Here is a 16,187-nt window from a genome sequence, read left to right as displayed (position 1 = left end):
GGTCAGGCCTTTTCGAGTGTCGCGCCCGCGGGCACAGCCGCCATACCGCCCTCGATCAGGCCCTTCCAATAGCTTTCCGCGCCTTGGAGGTGGGCGCTCATCAGCGCCTGGGCGAGATTGCCATCGCGGCGCAGCAGCGCCTCGTAGATCTGCACGTGCTCGGCATGCGAGCGCACGCTACGTTCGGGATCGTTGAAGTAGATCGGCAGGCGCTGCTCGCCCATCAGATAGTAGACGCTACAGATGTTGTGGAAGACGCTGTTCTTGGTGGCGCGCACGATCTCCAGATGAAATTCGCGGTCCTCCTTGGCCAGGCCTTCGCCCGCGGCGATGCGGTCTTCCGATGCCCTAAGGATTTCGCGCAGGCGCTCGAAATTCTCCTCGGTGGCGCGCGAGCAGGCAAGCTCGGCAGCCTTGATCTCATGGATCTTGCGTAACTCGACCGTTTCATAAATCTGCAAGGGATCGAGCGGCAGGCCGGCGCGCGCAAACAGTGCCAGCGCCTCGACGCTTGCCTGCTTGGTGTCGATGTAGATGCCCGATTTGGCGCGGCGCTCGACAATGCGCATGGCTTCGAGGATGGCGAGCGCTTCGCGGATCTGGCCACGGCTGACGCCGAAATGCTCCGCCAGCTCGCGTTCCGACGGCGTGCGGCCGCTCTCCTTGTCCGAATGGGAGAACAGATAGGCGGCGAGTTCCGCGAGAAGGTTCTTTTCTTTCATCTTCAATTGCGTTGCGCGTGCGCCTCCAGGAATCGCTCCGAAATGGTGAATCCCAATCCGGGCTTTTCCGGGATCGCTATCATGCCGTCCCTTGCTTCGACAGTCTCTTCGATCAGATCGTGGATCATCGGGTTGGCGCCGAGCGAATATTCAACCGTGAAACTCGAAGGCGAGGCGGCGCAGACATGCAGTCCGGCGAAGAAGCATGGCGCACCGGCCCAAAGATGCGGCGCGAAGCGCAAATTGAAGGCGCTGGCGATGGTGCCGATCTTCATCGCCTCGCTGATGCCGCCGCAGAAGGCCGGGTCCGGCTGGAAGATGTCGGCGGCCTTGAGCATGGCGAGGTCGCGGAAGGCATAGCGCGTCGCCTCGCTCTCGCCGGTGGCGATCGGAACCGCGCCGGCGGTGCGCACTTCGGCCATGCCCGGCTTGTCGTCGGCGATCACAGGCTCCTCGAACCAGGCGAGATCGAGATCGCCGACGAGATGGATGAAGCGCTTGGCCTCCGCCACCGTATAGGTGCCGTGGGCATCGACCATCAGCTCGACGTCGGGGCCGAGCGCCTGGCGCGCAGCGCGCACGCGGGCGGCGGAAATGTGTGCCGCGCCATCCATGGCGCCCACCCGCATCTTCAGCGCCTTGAAGCCGCCCCTGGCGACGTAGGATCTCAATTGCTCGCCGATGGCATCGGCGGAGGCCCAGCCGCCGGAGGCATAGGCCTGCATGCGATCGGCCTTGCGGCCGCCGAGCAATCGCCAGACCGGCTGGCCCAGCGACTTGCCAAGGATGTCCCAGAGCGCGATGTCGACGGCGCTGATAGCGGCGATGCTCATGCCGCGCCGCGCCAGTTGCGGCATGGCGTGGCCGGCATGGGCGGCGCTCTCATGGCGTACGCCGTTGTAGAGCATCTCCCAGATGATGCCGATATCGGCCGGATCGCGGCCGATCAATTGCGGGCCGACCTCGTGGTTCAGCATGTGGACGAGAGCGCCGTAGCTGCCCGCGCTGCCAGCTGCGTTCTTGCCTTCGCCCCAGCCGACCAGCCCGTCATCGGTTTCGATGCGCAGAATGGCGGCGTCGAAGGTCGTCACCTGGCCGAAGTCACTACGATGCTGCTTCGCGGCTTCGATCGGCACGCGGACCCACCAGGCCTGGACTGTCTTGATGCGCATTTTGTTCCCCTGCCCGCCGCCGGTAGGGCGGAAGGCAAATTCCAGGCGTCGACTACTTGATCAGCGGCAACAGCGTTTCGGCGGTGATGCGCATCTGGTCGGTGTAGAATTTCTCGGTGAGCACGCTGGAGCCGTGATCCTGGATGAACTTCAGCTGCTCGGGCGAGATATCGACCGGGTGGCGCTCGACCATTTCGGGATAGGGTGCTGCCGGCGTGCGGTCGACCGGGGCGACGAATTCATTGGTCAGCGCGCCGTCATAACCGACTTCCTTCAAGGTCGCGACGATCCTTGGCCAGTCGATCTGGCCGAGCCCGGCGGCGAAGCGATTGTTGTCGGCGACATGGAAGTCGAACAGGCGCTTTCCAACCTGCCGGATGGCGTCATGGACGTTAAATTCCTCCATGTGGATATGATAGGCGTCAAGGCAGACGCCGCATTCGGGGCTGACCGCATCGGCCAGCGCCAGCGCCTGGGCGCCGCGATTGAACAGATAGGTTTCGAAGCGGTTGAGCGGTTCGATAGCGATCTTGACGCCGACCTTCTTGGCGTGGGTGAAACATTCGCGGGTCGCATCGACGACCCACTTCCACTCCTCCTCCTCGGTGCCGTCCGGCACCACCTTGCCGACGGTTGCCGGAACCAGCGTGATGATCTCGCCGTCGAGTTCGCTGACCATCGTCAGCACGTCCTTGACGTATTGCACGGAGCGCTCACGCTGGCCCTGGTTCCTGGCGGCAAGGTTACGTTCACCCAGCATCAAGGTGACCGCGCCCCAGCAGCGGATGCCATGCTCCTTCAGCAGCGCCCGTGTCTCCTTGGTCTTGTACTGCGCGGGCTCGCCGGAAATCTCGATCGACTCATAGCCGAATTTCTTGATGCGCTTGAGCGTCGTCTCAAGCGGTTCCGCGCGCATCCAGTTGTGCGTCGAAAGATGCATGGCCTGTCCTTTCCAGATTCGTCCGTATGGTTTGCCTGCGACATGCATCGCCGAAAGACGACGCAAGGGTTCTTCCCCAAGGCATCCCCAGACTTTACCTGCAAACTGGTTCGACCAATTGGGCCTGAAATTAGGTCTACAGCAAATTCCTCGAGACGGCAACAACTGTGGTGCCGCAACTTCCAGGATGGATTAGTTTGTTGATTACATTGCGATATGTGCCATTATTTTGCGCGTCCGGAGCGCCTTTTCGGCGCATTCCGAGACTTGACCAAACTGCCTTATTTGGTCATACCAGAATGGCATTGTCGGCCGAGCGTCCGACGCGAAAAGACCAAAGTGACTGGCCCTGCTTTCATCAGGCGCTATGCTTGGTCGTGACAAAACGAGGAGGATGCCGATGCCGACGACAATGAAGGGCCCTGGGCTGTTTCTGGCGCAGTTCGCGGGCGATGCCGCACCGTTCAATTCGCTGGCGTCGATCACCAAATGGGCTGCCGGTCTCGGCTACAAGGGCGTGCAGATCCCAACCTGGGACGCGCGCCTGTTCGACCTCGAGAAGGCGGCGTCCTCCAAGGCCTATTGCGACGAGGTGAAGGGCACCTGCACTGACGCCGGCGTCGAGATCACCGAACTGTCGACGCATCTGCAGGGGCAATTGGTGGCGGTGCATCCGGCCTATGACGCGCAGATGGATGGATTCGCGCCAGCTTCGGTGCACAACAACCCGCAGGCGCGGCAGAAATGGGCCGTCGAACAGATGAAGTTCGGCGCCAAGGCGTCGCGCAATCTCGGGCTGAATGCATCGGTGTCGTTCACCGGCTCGCTGGCTTTCCCATACCTTTATCCCTTTCCGCAGCGGCCCGCCGGACTGATCGAGGAAGCCTTCGGCGAACTCGGCAAGCGCTGGAAGCCGATCCTCGACGTCTATGAGGACAATGGTGTCGATGTCGGCTACGAAATTCATCCTTCAGAGGACGTGTTCGACGGGGCGACCTTCGAGATGTTCCTCGACGCGGTCGGTGGCCACAAGCGCTGCAACATCAATTACGACCCTTCGCATTTCCTGCTGCAGCAGCTCGACTATCTTGAATTCATCGACATCTATCACGAACGGATCAAGGCCTTCCACGTCAAGGACGCCGAGTTCAATCCGACCGGACGGCAGGGCGTGTACTCCGGTTACCAGAGCTGGACGAACCGCGCTGGCCGTTTCCGTTCGCTCGGTGACGGGCAGGTCGATTTCGGCGGCATCTTCTCCAAGCTGACGCAGTACGATTACGATTCCTGGGCGGTGCTGGAATGGGAATGCTGCCTGAAGCATCCGGAGGACGGCGCGGCCGAAGGGGCACCCTTCATCCAGCATCACATCATCCGGGTGACGGAGAAGGCATTCGACGATTTCGCCGCCGGCACCACGGACAAGAAGCTGCTGCGCGCCATGATGGGAATTTGACACGGCTTTCACTTCCCCTCGGCGGAGGGGAATCTCACACGAGGGAGAAAAACATGGTTGCTGCATCGAAGTCGGAAACGGGAGGCGGCCCGATTCGCTACGGCATGGTTGGCGGCGGGCAAGGCGCTTTCATCGGCGCCGTGCACCGCATCGCGGCACGCATGGACAATGATTTCGTGCTGGTCGCCGGCGCCCTGTCGTCCGACCCGGCGCGTGCGAAAGCCTCGGCCGCCGAACTCGGGCTCGATCCCTCACGCAGCTATGCGTCCTACGCCGAAATGGCCAAGGCCGAGGCGAAGCGCCCGGATGGCATCGAGGCGGTGGCCATCGTCACCCCCAACAACGTGCATGTGCCGGCAGCCAAGGCTTTCCTGGAGGCAGGCATCCACGTGATCTGCGACAAGCCGCTGGCCACGACACTGGCCGAAGCCAAGAAGCTCGCAGCGATAGTCGAGAAGACCGGCAAGGTGTTCGTTCTCACCCACAATTATACCGCCTACCCGATGGTGCGGCAGGCCCGCGAAATGGTGGCCAAGGGCGTGCTCGGCGATATCCGCATCGTGCAGTCGGAATATCCGCAGGACTGGCTGACCGAGGACCTCGCCGCCACCGGCCAGAAGCAGGCCTCATGGCGGGGCGATCCCAAGCAGGCGGGTGCCGGCGGCGCGCTCGGCGATATCGGCACCCATGCCTACAACCTCGCCCGCTTCGTCTCCGGGCTCGAGCTCGATACCCTGTCGGCCGATCTCGATGCCTTCGTGCCGGGCAGGCTGCTCGACGACAATGTCAATGTCATGCTGCGTTTCAAACCGACGGGAAAAACGCATCCGGCAAAAGGCATGATCTGGGCAAGCCAGGTGGCGCCTGGTCATGAGAACGGCCTGAAGCTGCGCATCTACGGTTCGAGGGGCGGTCTGGAATGGGTTCAGGCCGATCCCAACTATCTCTGGTACACGCCGTTCGGCCAGCCGAAACAATTGATCACCCGCAAGGGCGCCGGCGCACTGCCGGTGGCGGGCCGTGTCAGCCGCGTTCCGTCAGGCCATCCCGAGGGCTATCTCGAAGGCTTCGCCAATATTTACCAGGAGGCGGCACGCGCCATCCGCGCGGCACGCAAGAAGGGCGGCAAGCCGGCAAAGGATGTCGTCTTCCCGACCATTCAGGACGGCATCGAAGGCATGGCTTTCATCGAGGCCTGTGTGAAGTCGTCGAAGAAGAATGGGGCGTGGACGAAGCTGTAAGAAGCGCCTGGCCAGCGGAAAATGGGGGAGGGCGTCGATGAAAATCGGCATGTGCATGTTCTTGTGGACGACGGCGGTGTCGAAGAAGCACGAGCCATTGCTTCGCGACATCAAGGCAACCGGCTTTGACGGCGTCGAAATCCCGATCTTCGCCGGCACGCCGGACGACTACAGGAAACTGGGAGAACTGCTGGACCGGATCGGGCTGGAGCGGACCGCAGTCTCGGCGATGGGCGATCCAGCGATGAACCTGATCGCGGCCGATGCGGCAACGCGCAAGGCTGGTGTCGATTACATGAAATGGGCCATCGATTGCGCCGATGCGCTTGGCGCCAGCACGCTGAGCGGACCGCTGCATTCGACCCTTGGCGCCTTTTCCGGGTCCGGACCGACTGCCGCCGAGAAAAAGCGCTCGGTCGCCTCGCAGCGCGCCATCGGCGACCATGCCGGCAAGCGCAACGTCACCATCGGGCTCGAGGCGCTGAACCGCTTCGAATGCTATCTCCTCAACACGATGGCCGACCTGTCTGAGCACATCGACGCCATCGACCGGCCGCACATCAGGGCGATGTACGACACTTTCCACGCCAATATCGAGGAGGCCGACCCGATCGGCGCCTATACGAAGCACCGCAGGAACGTCGTGCATATCCACATATCGGAGAACGATCGCGGCGTGCCGGGGCGCGGCAACATTCCGTGGAAAGAAACCTTCGCGGCGATCCGCAAGAGCGGCTACGACGACTGGCTGACCATCGAGGCGTTCGGCCGCTCGCTGAAGGAATTGGCGGCTGCGACCAAGGTGTGGCGCGATTTTTCCGAAACGCCGGAAGCAGTGTACCGGGAGGGGTACAAGCATATCAGGAACGGGTGGAAGAAGGCGGCTTAGGAAGCCGATCACGTTGCGTCGACGATCCTTCGCGCCCCTCTGTCCCGCCGGCCTCCAGTCCGTTTCTATATCACAAGCTATCCCTGCTGGGCCTGGATTCTGTTGTAGTCGTGGATGGTCCGGCTCAGCCGGCGGCGCAGGAAGTTGGATATGTTGTCGAAAATGAAGACGACGAGCAGGGTCAGCAGCACCATGTAGAAGACGTTGGCCCAGTTGGAATTGGTGCGCATCGCTTCCCACAGTTTCAGGCCGATGCCGCCGGCGCCGACGGCGCCGATGATGGTGGCGCCGCGGGTGTTGGATTCCCACTGGTAGAGCGTCTGGCTGATGAAGACCGGGATCACTTCTGGCATCACGCCGTAGCGCTGCACCAGGATACCGTTGGCGCCGGTCGAGAGTACGCCTTCGCGCGGCTTGTCGTCGATGTTCTCCAGACCTTCCGAATAGACTTTGCCGAGGGTGCCGATCTCGGTGAAGAAGATCGCGGCACTTCCCGCCAGCGGGCCGGGGCCGAAGGCGCGGGTGAAGAAAAGCGCCCAGATCAGCATGTCGACCGAGCGCATGAAGTCGAAGAAGCGTTTGAGCACCTGGCTGAGCACGCCGCTCGGCGTGATGTTGCGCGCTGCGAAGAAGGCCAGCGGGAAGGCGACGATGCCACCGAGCAGCGTGCCCAGGAACGCCATGACGATGGTCTGCAAGAGCTTCGTCCAGACATCGCCATGTTGCCACTGGGCGTTGTTCCAGATGTTGTCGCCGGCCAATGCGAGGTTCGAGGTGCCTGGTTTCAGTTCTGGTCCCGAGATGACCAGCGAGATCACCTCCCCCGCTGATTTGCCGAAGAAAGGCGAGCGCGTGTCGAAGACGAAGTTCGCCCAGCCGAGGAAGCGCTTTCGCACCTTGACGCGGTCGACGGTGACGCGCACCTCGCCGACAAAACCCATCTTGGCCACCACCTCGTCGTCATGCGCGGTGATCCAGTCCGGCACCGGACCCGTGATCACCGGCTTGCCGCTGGTCAGCGCCACCGGCACCGTCTGGCCATGAGCGACAATCGTCGCGTAGGTCTTGTCGAATGTGACGGATTTGGCCTGGCCGTCGATCCGCACGGTGAAGGACCCGTCGGCATTCTTGATCACCCAATCCGGATTGGGATTGTCGCCCAGCGCCGAGAAACGCGGATATTTGGGCGTGATCTCCGGCTGGTCGAGACGGAATTCCGGTTGCAGATCGTAGCTGATCCATTGTGTCAGGAAGAGCGGGAGGCGCTCCCAATGCGATTCCCGCAGCACCTGCGGCAGGCTGAAGAACCACAAGGCATAGATCAGATACAGGAGAGTGCCGACGAACAGGAGCAGCGGACCAAAGCGTTTGTATGCCGGGCGTCGGAACACCTGTGGATGGCGCGCCTCGATCGACAGAATCTCCTCGGCGGTCATGGTCGCCATGATTTACGCCCCCATCATAAAGGCTTGTTCGCCGACCAGCTTGCGACGAAGCCAGGCGGAAAACTGGTCGATGATGAAGATGGTGGTGAACAGCAGCAGCACCAGCGCCAGTGTCTTGGCGCCGAAGCCGCGCGAGATAGAGAGCTTCAGTTCCTCGCCGATGCCACCCCCGCCGACGGCGCCGATGATGGTCGAGGCCCGCACGTTGATCTCGACCCGGAGCAGCGTATAGGAGACGAAATTGGGCAACACCTGAGGCAGGTCGGCGAAGCGCACCCGTTCGAACCAGTTGGCGCCGACCGCCGTCAGGCCTTCCTCGGCACGCATGTCGATGTTCTCGTTGATCTCGTAGAACAGCTTGCCGAGTGCGCCGATGGAATGCAGGCCGATGGCGATGATGGCGGCGATCGGGCCGGTCGAGACGATGGCCGCGAACAGGCCGGCGATGACGATCTCCGGAAAGGCACGCAGCAATTCCATGAAGCGCTTGACCACCAGCCTCAGTGCCGGATGGGGCGTCAGGTTGCGCGCCGCGATGAATGAAAAAGGCACCGCGAAAACAAAGCCGATGAAGGTCGAGACCAGCGCCACGTTCACGGTGGTCAGCATCAGCTCGAAATATTCGGGGATGTAGAAACCGCCCCAGACGTGGACGCGGCCGAGCGGGAAGTTGAATTCCTGGGTGCCGGTGTCATGCGGCGAGGCGATATCGAACAGCGCCCGCCAGACGTCGTTCCAGTCCTTCGGGACCAGCCAGCTCAGGAAATCCAGAATGTGCGGCAGCCGGTCGAAGAAGTGCCCGGCATTGGCTTCGTCGGCGAACCACATGCTGGAGAGCATCGCGGCAAGCAGCAGTCCGACGCCGAGCACGGTATAAAACCGGCGCAGCGACGTCTGACGTCGCCAGGCATCGGCCATCTCGTGGGTGGCACCGGAGGGGGCTGTCATGGAAAGGGTCATGATCGGAGATGCAAAAAGGGCGGTACCTGAGATACCGCCCTTTTGCAATTTCGCCGTCAGCCGCCGATGGCTGCCTTACGGGCTTCGACGATGACGCTGTAGAAGTCCGGCTTCACCGGAACATAGCCGGTGAAATCGCCGCCTTCGACGCCTTCGAAGCAAGCCTTGTCCTTCTTGGGCAGGTCGGTAAAGAAGGCGGTCAGCTTGGCGGTCATGTCGTCGCCGATCGCGGTGCGCACGACGAGCGGACCGTTCGGGATCAGGCCCGAACGCCAGACTTCGACGAAATCGTTGGGGTCGACGGCGCCCTTGGCGACTTCCTTGTGGAAGGTGCCGGAGGTGTAGCCGTTCTTGAAGTCGCCTATACCCGAGGAATCGTCGACCGCAACATCGACCTTGCCGTCACGCACGGCCAGAACGTTGTTTTCGTGGCCGCCATTGAACTGGGTCGAGGCGAAGAAGGTTTCGTTCGAGGCGCCGGTGGTCTTCGGAATCTGGGTCAGCGGGATCAGGTAGCCGGAGGTCGAATCCGGGTCGGCATAGCCGAGCTTCTTGCCCTTGGCCGACTTGATGTCGGTGATCCCCGAGGTCTTCAGCGCCAGGCCGACGGAATAATAGCCGGTGGAGCCGTCGGTCTGCTTGGTGGTGAGGATCGGGGTGACCGCCTTCGGGTCCTTGATGTAGACGCTGGCGTAGCCGGAAGCGCCGAGTTCGGCGAAGTCGAGCGTGCCGCCGAGCAGGCCTTGGATAACGCCGTCATAGTCGGCGGCGGGGAACAGCGAAACCTTCTCGAAGCCGAACTCGGCCTTCAGGTGGTCGGCCAGGCACTGGTAGTTACGCAGCCGGTCGGTTTCGTTTTCGCCGCCGAGAATGCCGACGCGAAATTCCTTCATATCGGCGGCGTGGGCCATGCTGGTGGCCATGGCGAGCACCGAAACGGCACCGAAAACCATCTTCCTGAACATTTGCTATCTCTCCTGTAGGTTCCGGCCCCGCGCCGGCAGCGTTCTTGATCTTGACAAATGCCCTTGACGCGGGCGGACGATCCAGGCTGCTCGCTATGCCCGTAATGGGCTCAGTATCCCGGGAATGCGGGTTCGAGCGGTCCGGCGGATGCGGCGATCTTCTGCTTGAAGGCAACGCTGGTGGAGGTGATGACCTCCGATATCTCACCGCCATTGCTGTCGGCGCCATAGACTAGACGCACCGCTTCGCGGTTGAGCTCTTCGGGCGGCCCGTCGAAGACGACCTTGCCGGCGGCCATGCCGATGATGCGGTTGCAATAGGTGCGGGCGGTATCGAGCGTGTGCAGGTTGGTGACGACGGTGATGCCTTCGCGCAGATTGATGTCCTGCAGCGAATCCATCACCACTTTGGCGTTGAGCGGGTCGAGCGAGGCGATCGGCTCGTCGGCGAGGATCACCCTGGGCTGCTGCATCATTGCGCGGGCAATCGCGACGCGCTGCTGCTGACCGCCCGACAGGGTGCCGGCGGGTTGAAGTGCCGTACGGGCGATGTCGAGCCGCTCGAGCGCGGCGACCGCCTCGGCGCATTCGGCACGGGAGAACATGCCGAGAAGGTTGGACAAGGTCGAACGGTGGTTCAATTTGCCAAGCAGCACGTTGGTGAGCACATCGAGGCGCGGCACCAGGTTGAACTGCTGGAAGATCATGGCGCAGTCGCGCTGCCAACGCCGCAACGGCGACCCGCGAAGGCGGGAGACCTCGGCGCCGTCAAAAAAAATCGACCCTTGGCTGGGGTCGACAAGACGGTTGATCATGCGAAGAAGCGTCGACTTGCCTGCACCCGAACGACCGATGACGCCGACCATCTGCCCCTGCGGGATCGAGATGTTGACGTCGCTGACGGCGGTGTTCTTGCCAAATCGTCGGCTGACACCGCGAATTTCGAGCGTGGCAGAGCTTGCTGACATGGGCTGGTTCCAGTCCGGTCCATATTGATCGTCAGGCACTCGCCTAACGCAGCCACATGAACCTGCCGTGTCGCCAGCATGTCAGTTTTGTTACGCTCCACAGATATGACGGCCGGCGTCCTGCCGGCGATCAGCCGAGCACCAGCAATTCCTCGAAATGCTCCATGTCGCGGAATGCGCAGAAGGCTGGAGCCTTGATCTCGATCACCGGCGCCTGCCGCGCGAAAAGCGCCAGGCAATCGTCGAACAGCGTCTGCCATGCGGCGGCCCTGTCGTCGGCAAGACGCTGGATCTGATAAGCGAAGGTGATGTGAAAGACGTAATTGTCGTGATCGGAGTGCCGGTAGCCGAATGGCACGGCCAGCGCATCGCGCCATTCACGCATGATGCGCACATCCTCGTCGGTCGCGCCGGCAACGGTGAGGCCGGTAGGCACGATCTCGACGACCTTGATGTTGAATGGACCGGCACCCTGGAAACCCTTCAGGCGCTCCAGATAGAGGCGGGTCATGGCCTCGATTCTGGTGTCGAGCGGCACGTCGCGTGGCCAGTAAGGCAAGCGGCGGCGATGTTCGATAATACCCTGGAACAGCGTCATGTGCAGGCTGGAGACAGGCGTGAAGGCAAGGCGGTCGGCGTCTGGCATTGCCATCATCCGATCGCGCACAGCGAGCACCACGGCTTCGGATGGCGAGCCGCTGACCAGATGGCTGACGACGGTGTTGCCGGGCTCGAGGAGAAAGTTGCCTGACGCGTCGTAGCGCGTGCCGAGATGCGCCGGCGGCGTCGGATTGGAGCCGGCAAAGAATCCGGCGAGCGAGGGTCTGACGGTGTCGAGCATGGCGATCTCCTTGGAACACCCGCGTCCTGCCCCGGTGATGTGTCAAGGATATGAAACAGAGTCGTTCATGACGTCGATGTGAGGGCTATGTCTCCTTGCCTGCAACAATTGCGAACGGAAAACCGGTTCCCACTTTTCTGGAACTGCTCTATCCCTCGTATTTCTCCAGGAATGCCTCGGCCGACAGCTCGCGGAAGTCGTCGAGCGAGGCACGCAGTCTGGCATGGTTCCAGTTCCACCAGGCAAGCGCCTGGTAGCGTTCGGCGGTGCGGCGGTCGAAGCGCTCGCGGATCGGTTTGGCCGGCACGCCGGCGACGATGGTGTAGGGCGCGACGTCTTTCGAGACGACCGCGCCAGCGCCGACCGCAGCACCATCGCCAACGGTGACGCCGGGCAGGACGGTCGAGCCGTGGCCGAGCCAGGTGTCGTGGCCGATGGTGACGCGTTTGGCGCGGCGCTGAGCGAAGAATTCGCTCTCGTGCTCGGCGTCGTCCCAATAGTCGGAGGCACGGTAGGTGAAATGGTGCAGCGTCGGCCGCCATGTCGGGTGGTTGGTGGCGTTGAGGCGCACGCTGGCCGCGATGTTGGCGAACTTGCCGATCGTCGCGCACCAGACGGCGCAGTCCTGCATCATGTAGGAATAGTCGCCGAGTTCGCTTTCCGAGACCCGGCTGCGGTCGGCGATCTCGGTCCAGCGGCCGAGCGTCGAGTTGTGCACCTCCGCTGTCGGGTGGACCAGCGGCATTTCCGACAATTTCCTGGTCATGCGGCGAGTTTTCCCGGAGCGAAGGCGGTGACGTCGATGATGCGGTCGGCCACCGCCTCGCGCACTTCGTGGTCATGGAAGATGCCGAGCAAGGCGACGCCTGCCGCCTTCTTGGCGGCGATGAGTTCGATCACCACGTCGCGATTGGTCGCGTCGAGCGATGCGGTCGGCTCGTCGAGCAGCAGGATCGGATGTTCGGTGATGAAACCGCGCGCGATGTTGACGCGCTGCTGCTCGCCGCCCGAGAAGGTTGCCGGCGGCAGCATCCAGAGTTTTTCCGGCAGGTTGAGCTGGGCCAGCAAGGAGCGTGCCTTGGCCCGGGCTGCCTCGCGCTCCTCGCCGCGTTCAACCAGTGGTTCGGCGACGACATCGAGAGCCGAGACGCGCGGCACGGTGCGCAGGAATTGGCTGACATAGCCGATCGTTTGCCGGCGCACGGCAAGCACGGTGCGTGGGCTGGCATGGGCGAGATCGATCAACCCATCCTCGTGCGTGACGATGATCTGGCCTTCGTCGACGGCGTAGTTGCCGTAGAGCATCTTCAGGATCGAGCTTTTGCCGGCACCGGACGGACCGCCGAGCACGGTGCATTCTCCGGCCTTGATCGAGAACGAAACACCCGCGACGACGGGCAATTTGATGCCGTCGCGCAGATGCATGGTGAAGCTTTTGGCGACATCGGAGACAACGAGAAGCGTCGGCATCAGAAGGTTCTCCAATTGTCAATCGTCGGCGGGCGTACACGCGCCATCATCACACCTGCAAAATCGAGGAAACGAGCAATTGCGTGTACGGCGCGCGCGGGTCGTCGAGGACGCGGTCGGTGAGGCCGCTTTCGACGACGCGGCCGTCCTTCATCACCATCATGCGCTGCGACAGGAGCCGCGCCACGGCGAGGTCGTGGGTGACGACGATCGCGGCAAGGCCAAGGTCGGTGACCAGCCCGCGCAACAGGTCGAGCAGGCGGGCCTGCACCGAGACATCAAGGCCACCGGTAGGCTCATCCATGAACACCAGCCGTGGCCCGGTGACGAGATTGCGGGCGATCTGCAGCCGCTGACGCATGCCGCCGGAAAAGGCGCGCGGTTCGTCGTCGATGCGGTCTTCCTCGATCTCGACGCGCGACAGCCAGTCGACCGCGGTAGCGCGGATCTTGCCGTAGTGACGGTCGCCGACCGCCATCAGACGCTCGCCGACATTGGCGCCGGCCGAGACCGTCATGCGCAGGCCATCTGCCGGGTTCTGGTGGACAAAGCCCCAGTCGGTGCGCATCAGGAAGCGGCGCTCGGCCTCGCTCATGCGGTAGAGCTCGCGAAACTGGCCGTCGCGCATGCGGTAGCTGGCGGTGCCGGAGGAGGGCAGCAGCCGCGTCGACAGGCAGTTGAGCAGCGTCGTCTTGCCGGAGCCGGATTCACCGACGACAGCCAGGACTTCGCCCGGCCAGAGGTCGAAAGTGACGTTGTCGCAGCCGACCCGCGAGCCGTAGAACTTGGAGAGCGCCGAGACGCGCAGCAGCGGTTCGTCGGTCATTGCGCCGGCTCCAAATTTTCTGGGGCAAGATGGGTTTCGGGAGCAAGGTGGCCGCGATGGCCCTCTTCACGCCGCTTCTCGCAGTAATCGGTGTCCGAACAGACGAACATGTGGCCGCCATGGTCGTCGAGGATGACCTCGTCGAGATAGACATTTTCGGCCGCGCACAGCGCGCAGGGCTGGTCGAAAGTCTGCACCTCGAACGGATGATCCTCGAAGTCGAGGCTCACCACATCGGTGAAGGGCGGCACCGCGTAGATGCGCTTTTCGCGGCCGGCGCCGAACAGCTGCAGGGCCGGCGAGCGATGCATCTTGGGATTGTCGAATTTCGGCGTCGGCGATGGGTCCATGACATAGCGGCCCTCGACCTTGACCGGATAGGCATAGGTGGTGGCGATGCGGCCGTGCTTGGCGATGTCCTCATAGAGCTTCACATGCATGAGGCCGTATTCCTCCAGCGCATGCATTTTCCGCGTTTCGGTCTCGCGCGGCTCGAGGAAGCGGAGCGGTTCGGGGATCGGCACCTGGTAGACCAGCACCTGGCCCGCGGTGAGCGGGTGCTCGGGAATGCGGTGACGGGTCTGGATGATGCTGGCGGTGGCGGTATCGGTGGTCACCGCGACATTGGCTACTTTCTTGAAGAAGGCGCGGATCGATACGGCATTCGTGGTGTCGTCCGCACCCTGGTCGATAACCTTCAGCACGTCGTCGGGGCCGATGATCGAGGCGGTAACCTGGACGCCGCCGGTGCCCCAGCCATAGGGCATCGGCATTTCGCGCGAAGCGAACGGCACCTGATAGCCGGGGATGGCAATGCCCTTGAGGATCGCGCGGCGGATCATCCGCTTGGTCTGCTCGTCGAGATAGGCGAAGTTGTAGGTGGCGATGTCGGTCATGGCGATCACATCCGCTTTGTGCTATTGAATTGACGTCCAAGACGCGGAAATAGGGGCGAATTCGGATGACCCAAACGGGTTGGATGCATCTCGGAATTCTCCTGTTGGTGTTTGTCGGCGCGGTTGCCTTTGTCCTTCGGCGCATGGTTCTGCCCGCGCCGAAAGAAGGCGCGCAAGGCGAGACTGTTGCCGGTAGCAAAGGGTTCAACGAGGCGCATAGTGGCCACTACAGCGCTGGTGATAGTGGCGGCGCCGATGGTGGGCATAGCGGCGGCTAGGGTCATTCCGCCGCCTCCCGCTTCTCTTCGACCTTCGCTGGATTTTCGCGGGCTTCGTACTCTGCGCGCATGCGGCGCACGAGGTCGAGCTCGGCCTGGAAGTCGACATAGTGCGGCAGCTTCAGGTGCTCGACGAAGCCGGTGGCCTGGACATTGTCCGAGTGCGAGATGACGAACTCCTCGTCCTGCGCGGCGGCAACGACGTCCTCACCGAGTTCGGAGGCGCGCAGCGCCCGGTCGCAGAGCGCCATGGCCATCGCCTTGCGCTCGCTCTGGCCGAAGACGAGACCGTAGCCACGGGTGAATTGCGGCGGCGCCTTGGCCGAGCCCTTGAACTGGTTGACCATCTGGCATTCGGTGACGCGCACCGTGCCGAGCGGCACCGCGAAGGGCAGTTCGGGAACGTCGAGCTCCAGCTCGACCTCGCCGATGCGGATCTCGCCGACGAATGGATGGTTGCGGGCATAGCCGCGCTGCGTTGAATAGCCGAGGGCCAGCAGAAAACCCTCGTCGCCGCGCGACAGTGCCTGCAGGCGGATGTCGCGCGCCATCGGGAATTCCAGCGGCTCGCGGGTGATGTCGCCGGGAACATGATCCCCAGGCATGTCGCCATCGGGCTCGATCAGGCCTTCGCGGGCAAGGATAGCCGAGACACGCGGCATCGCCTGGGCTTCCGTCTCGCGCCGCAAGGGCTCGGCGACATCGGCACCGGCGGCGAGCTCAGGGTCGAGCAGGCGGTGCGTGTAGTCGAAGGTGGGACCAAGCAACTGGCCGCCGGGCAGGTCCTTGTAGGTCGCCGACACACGCCGCTCAACCAGCATTGTGCCGGTGTCGATCGGTCTGGAATAGCCGAAGCGCGGCAGCGTGGTGCGGTAGGCGCGCACCAGGAAGATCGCCTCGATCATGTCGCCCCGCGCCTGGACGATAGCGAGTGCCGCCAATTCACGGTCATAGAGCGAGCCTTCGCTCATCACCCGGTCGACGCCGAGCGCCAGCTGTTCGACGATCTGGTCGAGGCGCAATGCCGGCACCGAGCGGTCGCCACGCCGGCGGTCGGCAAGCAGGCTGTGAGCGTTGGCAATTGCGGCTTCGCCGCCTTTTACCGCGACATACATTCT

The 16,187-nt window shown here is 62.9% G+C and carries 17 protein-coding genes; 3 read left to right on the top strand and 14 right to left on the bottom strand.

Going from position 1 to position 16,187, the window contains the following annotated elements:
- Positions 1–2 precede the first annotated feature (2 nt).
- Genes FJ941_RS03480 through FJ941_RS03470 form a run of 3 tightly spaced genes read right to left on the bottom strand, consistent with a single transcriptional unit; the run spans position 3 to position 2,834 of the window.
- Entirely contained in the window at positions 3–722 is a 720-nt protein-coding gene (locus FJ941_RS03480) for a FadR/GntR family transcriptional regulator (RefSeq protein ID WP_140503093.1), read from the bottom strand.
- Positions 723–724: 2 nt separating this feature from the next.
- On the bottom strand, positions 725–1,894 hold the full coding sequence (locus tag FJ941_RS03475; protein WP_140503091.1) for a mandelate racemase/muconate lactonizing enzyme family protein: 1,170 nt from the start codon (positions 1,892–1,894) through the stop codon (positions 725–727).
- A 52-nt stretch (positions 1,895–1,946) separates the two neighbouring features.
- A complete protein-coding gene (locus FJ941_RS03470) occupies positions 1,947–2,834 on the bottom strand; it encodes a sugar phosphate isomerase/epimerase (RefSeq protein WP_140503089.1) in 888 nt (295 codons plus the stop codon).
- Between the two features lie 400 nt (positions 2,835–3,234).
- On the opposite strand from FJ941_RS03470, the gene FJ941_RS03465 reads away from it, so the two are divergent.
- Genes FJ941_RS03465 through FJ941_RS03455 form a run of 3 tightly spaced genes read left to right on the top strand, consistent with a single transcriptional unit; the run spans position 3,235 to position 6,420 of the window.
- Positions 3,235–4,290 carry a sugar phosphate isomerase/epimerase gene (locus FJ941_RS03465; protein ID WP_140503087.1) on the top strand — a complete coding sequence of 352 codons (1,056 nt, stop codon included), beginning with the start codon at positions 3,235–3,237 and terminating at the stop codon, positions 4,288–4,290.
- A 53-nt stretch (positions 4,291–4,343) separates the two neighbouring features.
- Positions 4,344–5,531 (top strand): Gfo/Idh/MocA family oxidoreductase, encoded by a 1,188-nt coding sequence (locus FJ941_RS03460; RefSeq protein WP_140503085.1) that lies wholly within the window; start codon positions 4,344–4,346, stop codon positions 5,529–5,531.
- A 37-nt stretch (positions 5,532–5,568) separates the two neighbouring features.
- Positions 5,569–6,420 carry a sugar phosphate isomerase/epimerase gene (locus FJ941_RS03455; protein ID WP_140503083.1) on the top strand — a complete coding sequence of 284 codons (852 nt, stop codon included), beginning with the start codon at positions 5,569–5,571 and terminating at the stop codon, positions 6,418–6,420.
- A gap of 77 nt (positions 6,421–6,497) precedes the next feature.
- Here FJ941_RS03455 and phnE (FJ941_RS03450) read toward each other — a convergent pair whose 3' ends face one another.
- From phnE (FJ941_RS03450) to FJ941_RS03400, 11 genes are all read right to left on the bottom strand, one after another.
- The gene (gene phnE, locus FJ941_RS03450) at positions 6,498–7,865 is read right to left on the bottom strand and encodes a phosphonate ABC transporter, permease protein PhnE (protein ID WP_140503081.1); all 1,368 of its coding nucleotides are present in this window, start codon (positions 7,863–7,865) and stop codon (positions 6,498–6,500) included.
- A gap of 3 nt (positions 7,866–7,868) precedes the next feature.
- Positions 7,869–8,825 carry a phosphonate ABC transporter, permease protein PhnE gene (gene phnE, locus FJ941_RS03445; protein ID WP_140503079.1) on the bottom strand — a complete coding sequence of 319 codons (957 nt, stop codon included), beginning with the start codon at positions 8,823–8,825 and terminating at the stop codon, positions 7,869–7,871.
- Between the two features lie 56 nt (positions 8,826–8,881).
- Positions 8,882–9,790, bottom strand: a complete 909-nt coding sequence (gene phnD, locus FJ941_RS03440) for a phosphonate ABC transporter substrate-binding protein (RefSeq protein ID WP_140503077.1) — start codon at positions 9,788–9,790, stop codon at positions 8,882–8,884.
- A gap of 110 nt (positions 9,791–9,900) precedes the next feature.
- Entirely contained in the window at positions 9,901–10,758 is an 858-nt protein-coding gene (gene phnC, locus FJ941_RS03435) for a phosphonate ABC transporter ATP-binding protein (RefSeq protein ID WP_140503075.1), read from the bottom strand.
- 130 nt (positions 10,759–10,888) lie between these two features.
- A complete protein-coding gene (locus FJ941_RS03430; protein ID WP_140503073.1) occupies positions 10,889–11,599 on the bottom strand; it encodes a DUF1868 domain-containing protein in 711 nt (236 codons plus the stop codon).
- Between the two features lie 148 nt (positions 11,600–11,747).
- Positions 11,748–12,365 (bottom strand): DapH/DapD/GlmU-related protein, encoded by a 618-nt coding sequence (locus FJ941_RS03425; protein WP_140503071.1) that lies wholly within the window; start codon positions 12,363–12,365, stop codon positions 11,748–11,750.
- Positions 12,362–13,069, bottom strand: coding sequence for a phosphonate C-P lyase system protein PhnL (phnL, locus tag FJ941_RS03420; protein ID WP_140503069.1), 708 nt, complete (start codon positions 13,067–13,069; stop codon positions 12,362–12,364). Before phnL ends, FJ941_RS03425 begins: the two co-directional genes overlap by 4 nt.
- Before the next feature lie 49 nt (positions 13,070–13,118).
- Positions 13,119–13,895, bottom strand: a complete 777-nt coding sequence (gene phnK / locus FJ941_RS03415; protein ID WP_056577906.1) for a phosphonate C-P lyase system protein PhnK — start codon at positions 13,893–13,895, stop codon at positions 13,119–13,121.
- Entirely contained in the window at positions 13,892–14,791 is a 900-nt protein-coding gene (locus FJ941_RS03410; protein WP_140503067.1) for an alpha-D-ribose 1-methylphosphonate 5-phosphate C-P-lyase PhnJ, read from the bottom strand. The genes phnK and FJ941_RS03410 overlap by 4 nt, the downstream gene beginning before the upstream one ends.
- 5 nt (positions 14,792–14,796) lie before the next feature.
- The gene (locus tag FJ941_RS03405; protein ID WP_140503065.1) at positions 14,797–15,075 is read right to left on the bottom strand and encodes a hypothetical protein; all 279 of its coding nucleotides are present in this window, start codon (positions 15,073–15,075) and stop codon (positions 14,797–14,799) included.
- Entirely contained in the window at positions 15,072–16,184 is a 1,113-nt protein-coding gene (locus FJ941_RS03400) for a carbon-phosphorus lyase complex subunit PhnI (protein ID WP_140503063.1), read from the bottom strand. The genes FJ941_RS03405 and FJ941_RS03400 overlap by 4 nt, the downstream gene beginning before the upstream one ends.
- Positions 16,185–16,187 lie beyond the last annotated feature (3 nt).

Origin of the sequence: Mesorhizobium sp. B2-3-13 (assembly GCF_006442195.1) — a bacterium.
GTDB lineage: Bacteria > Pseudomonadota > Alphaproteobacteria > Rhizobiales > Rhizobiaceae > Mesorhizobium > Mesorhizobium salmacidum.
The sequence above is the reverse complement of the archived record's forward strand: the minus strand, read 5'-3'. Positions and strand labels throughout refer to the sequence as shown.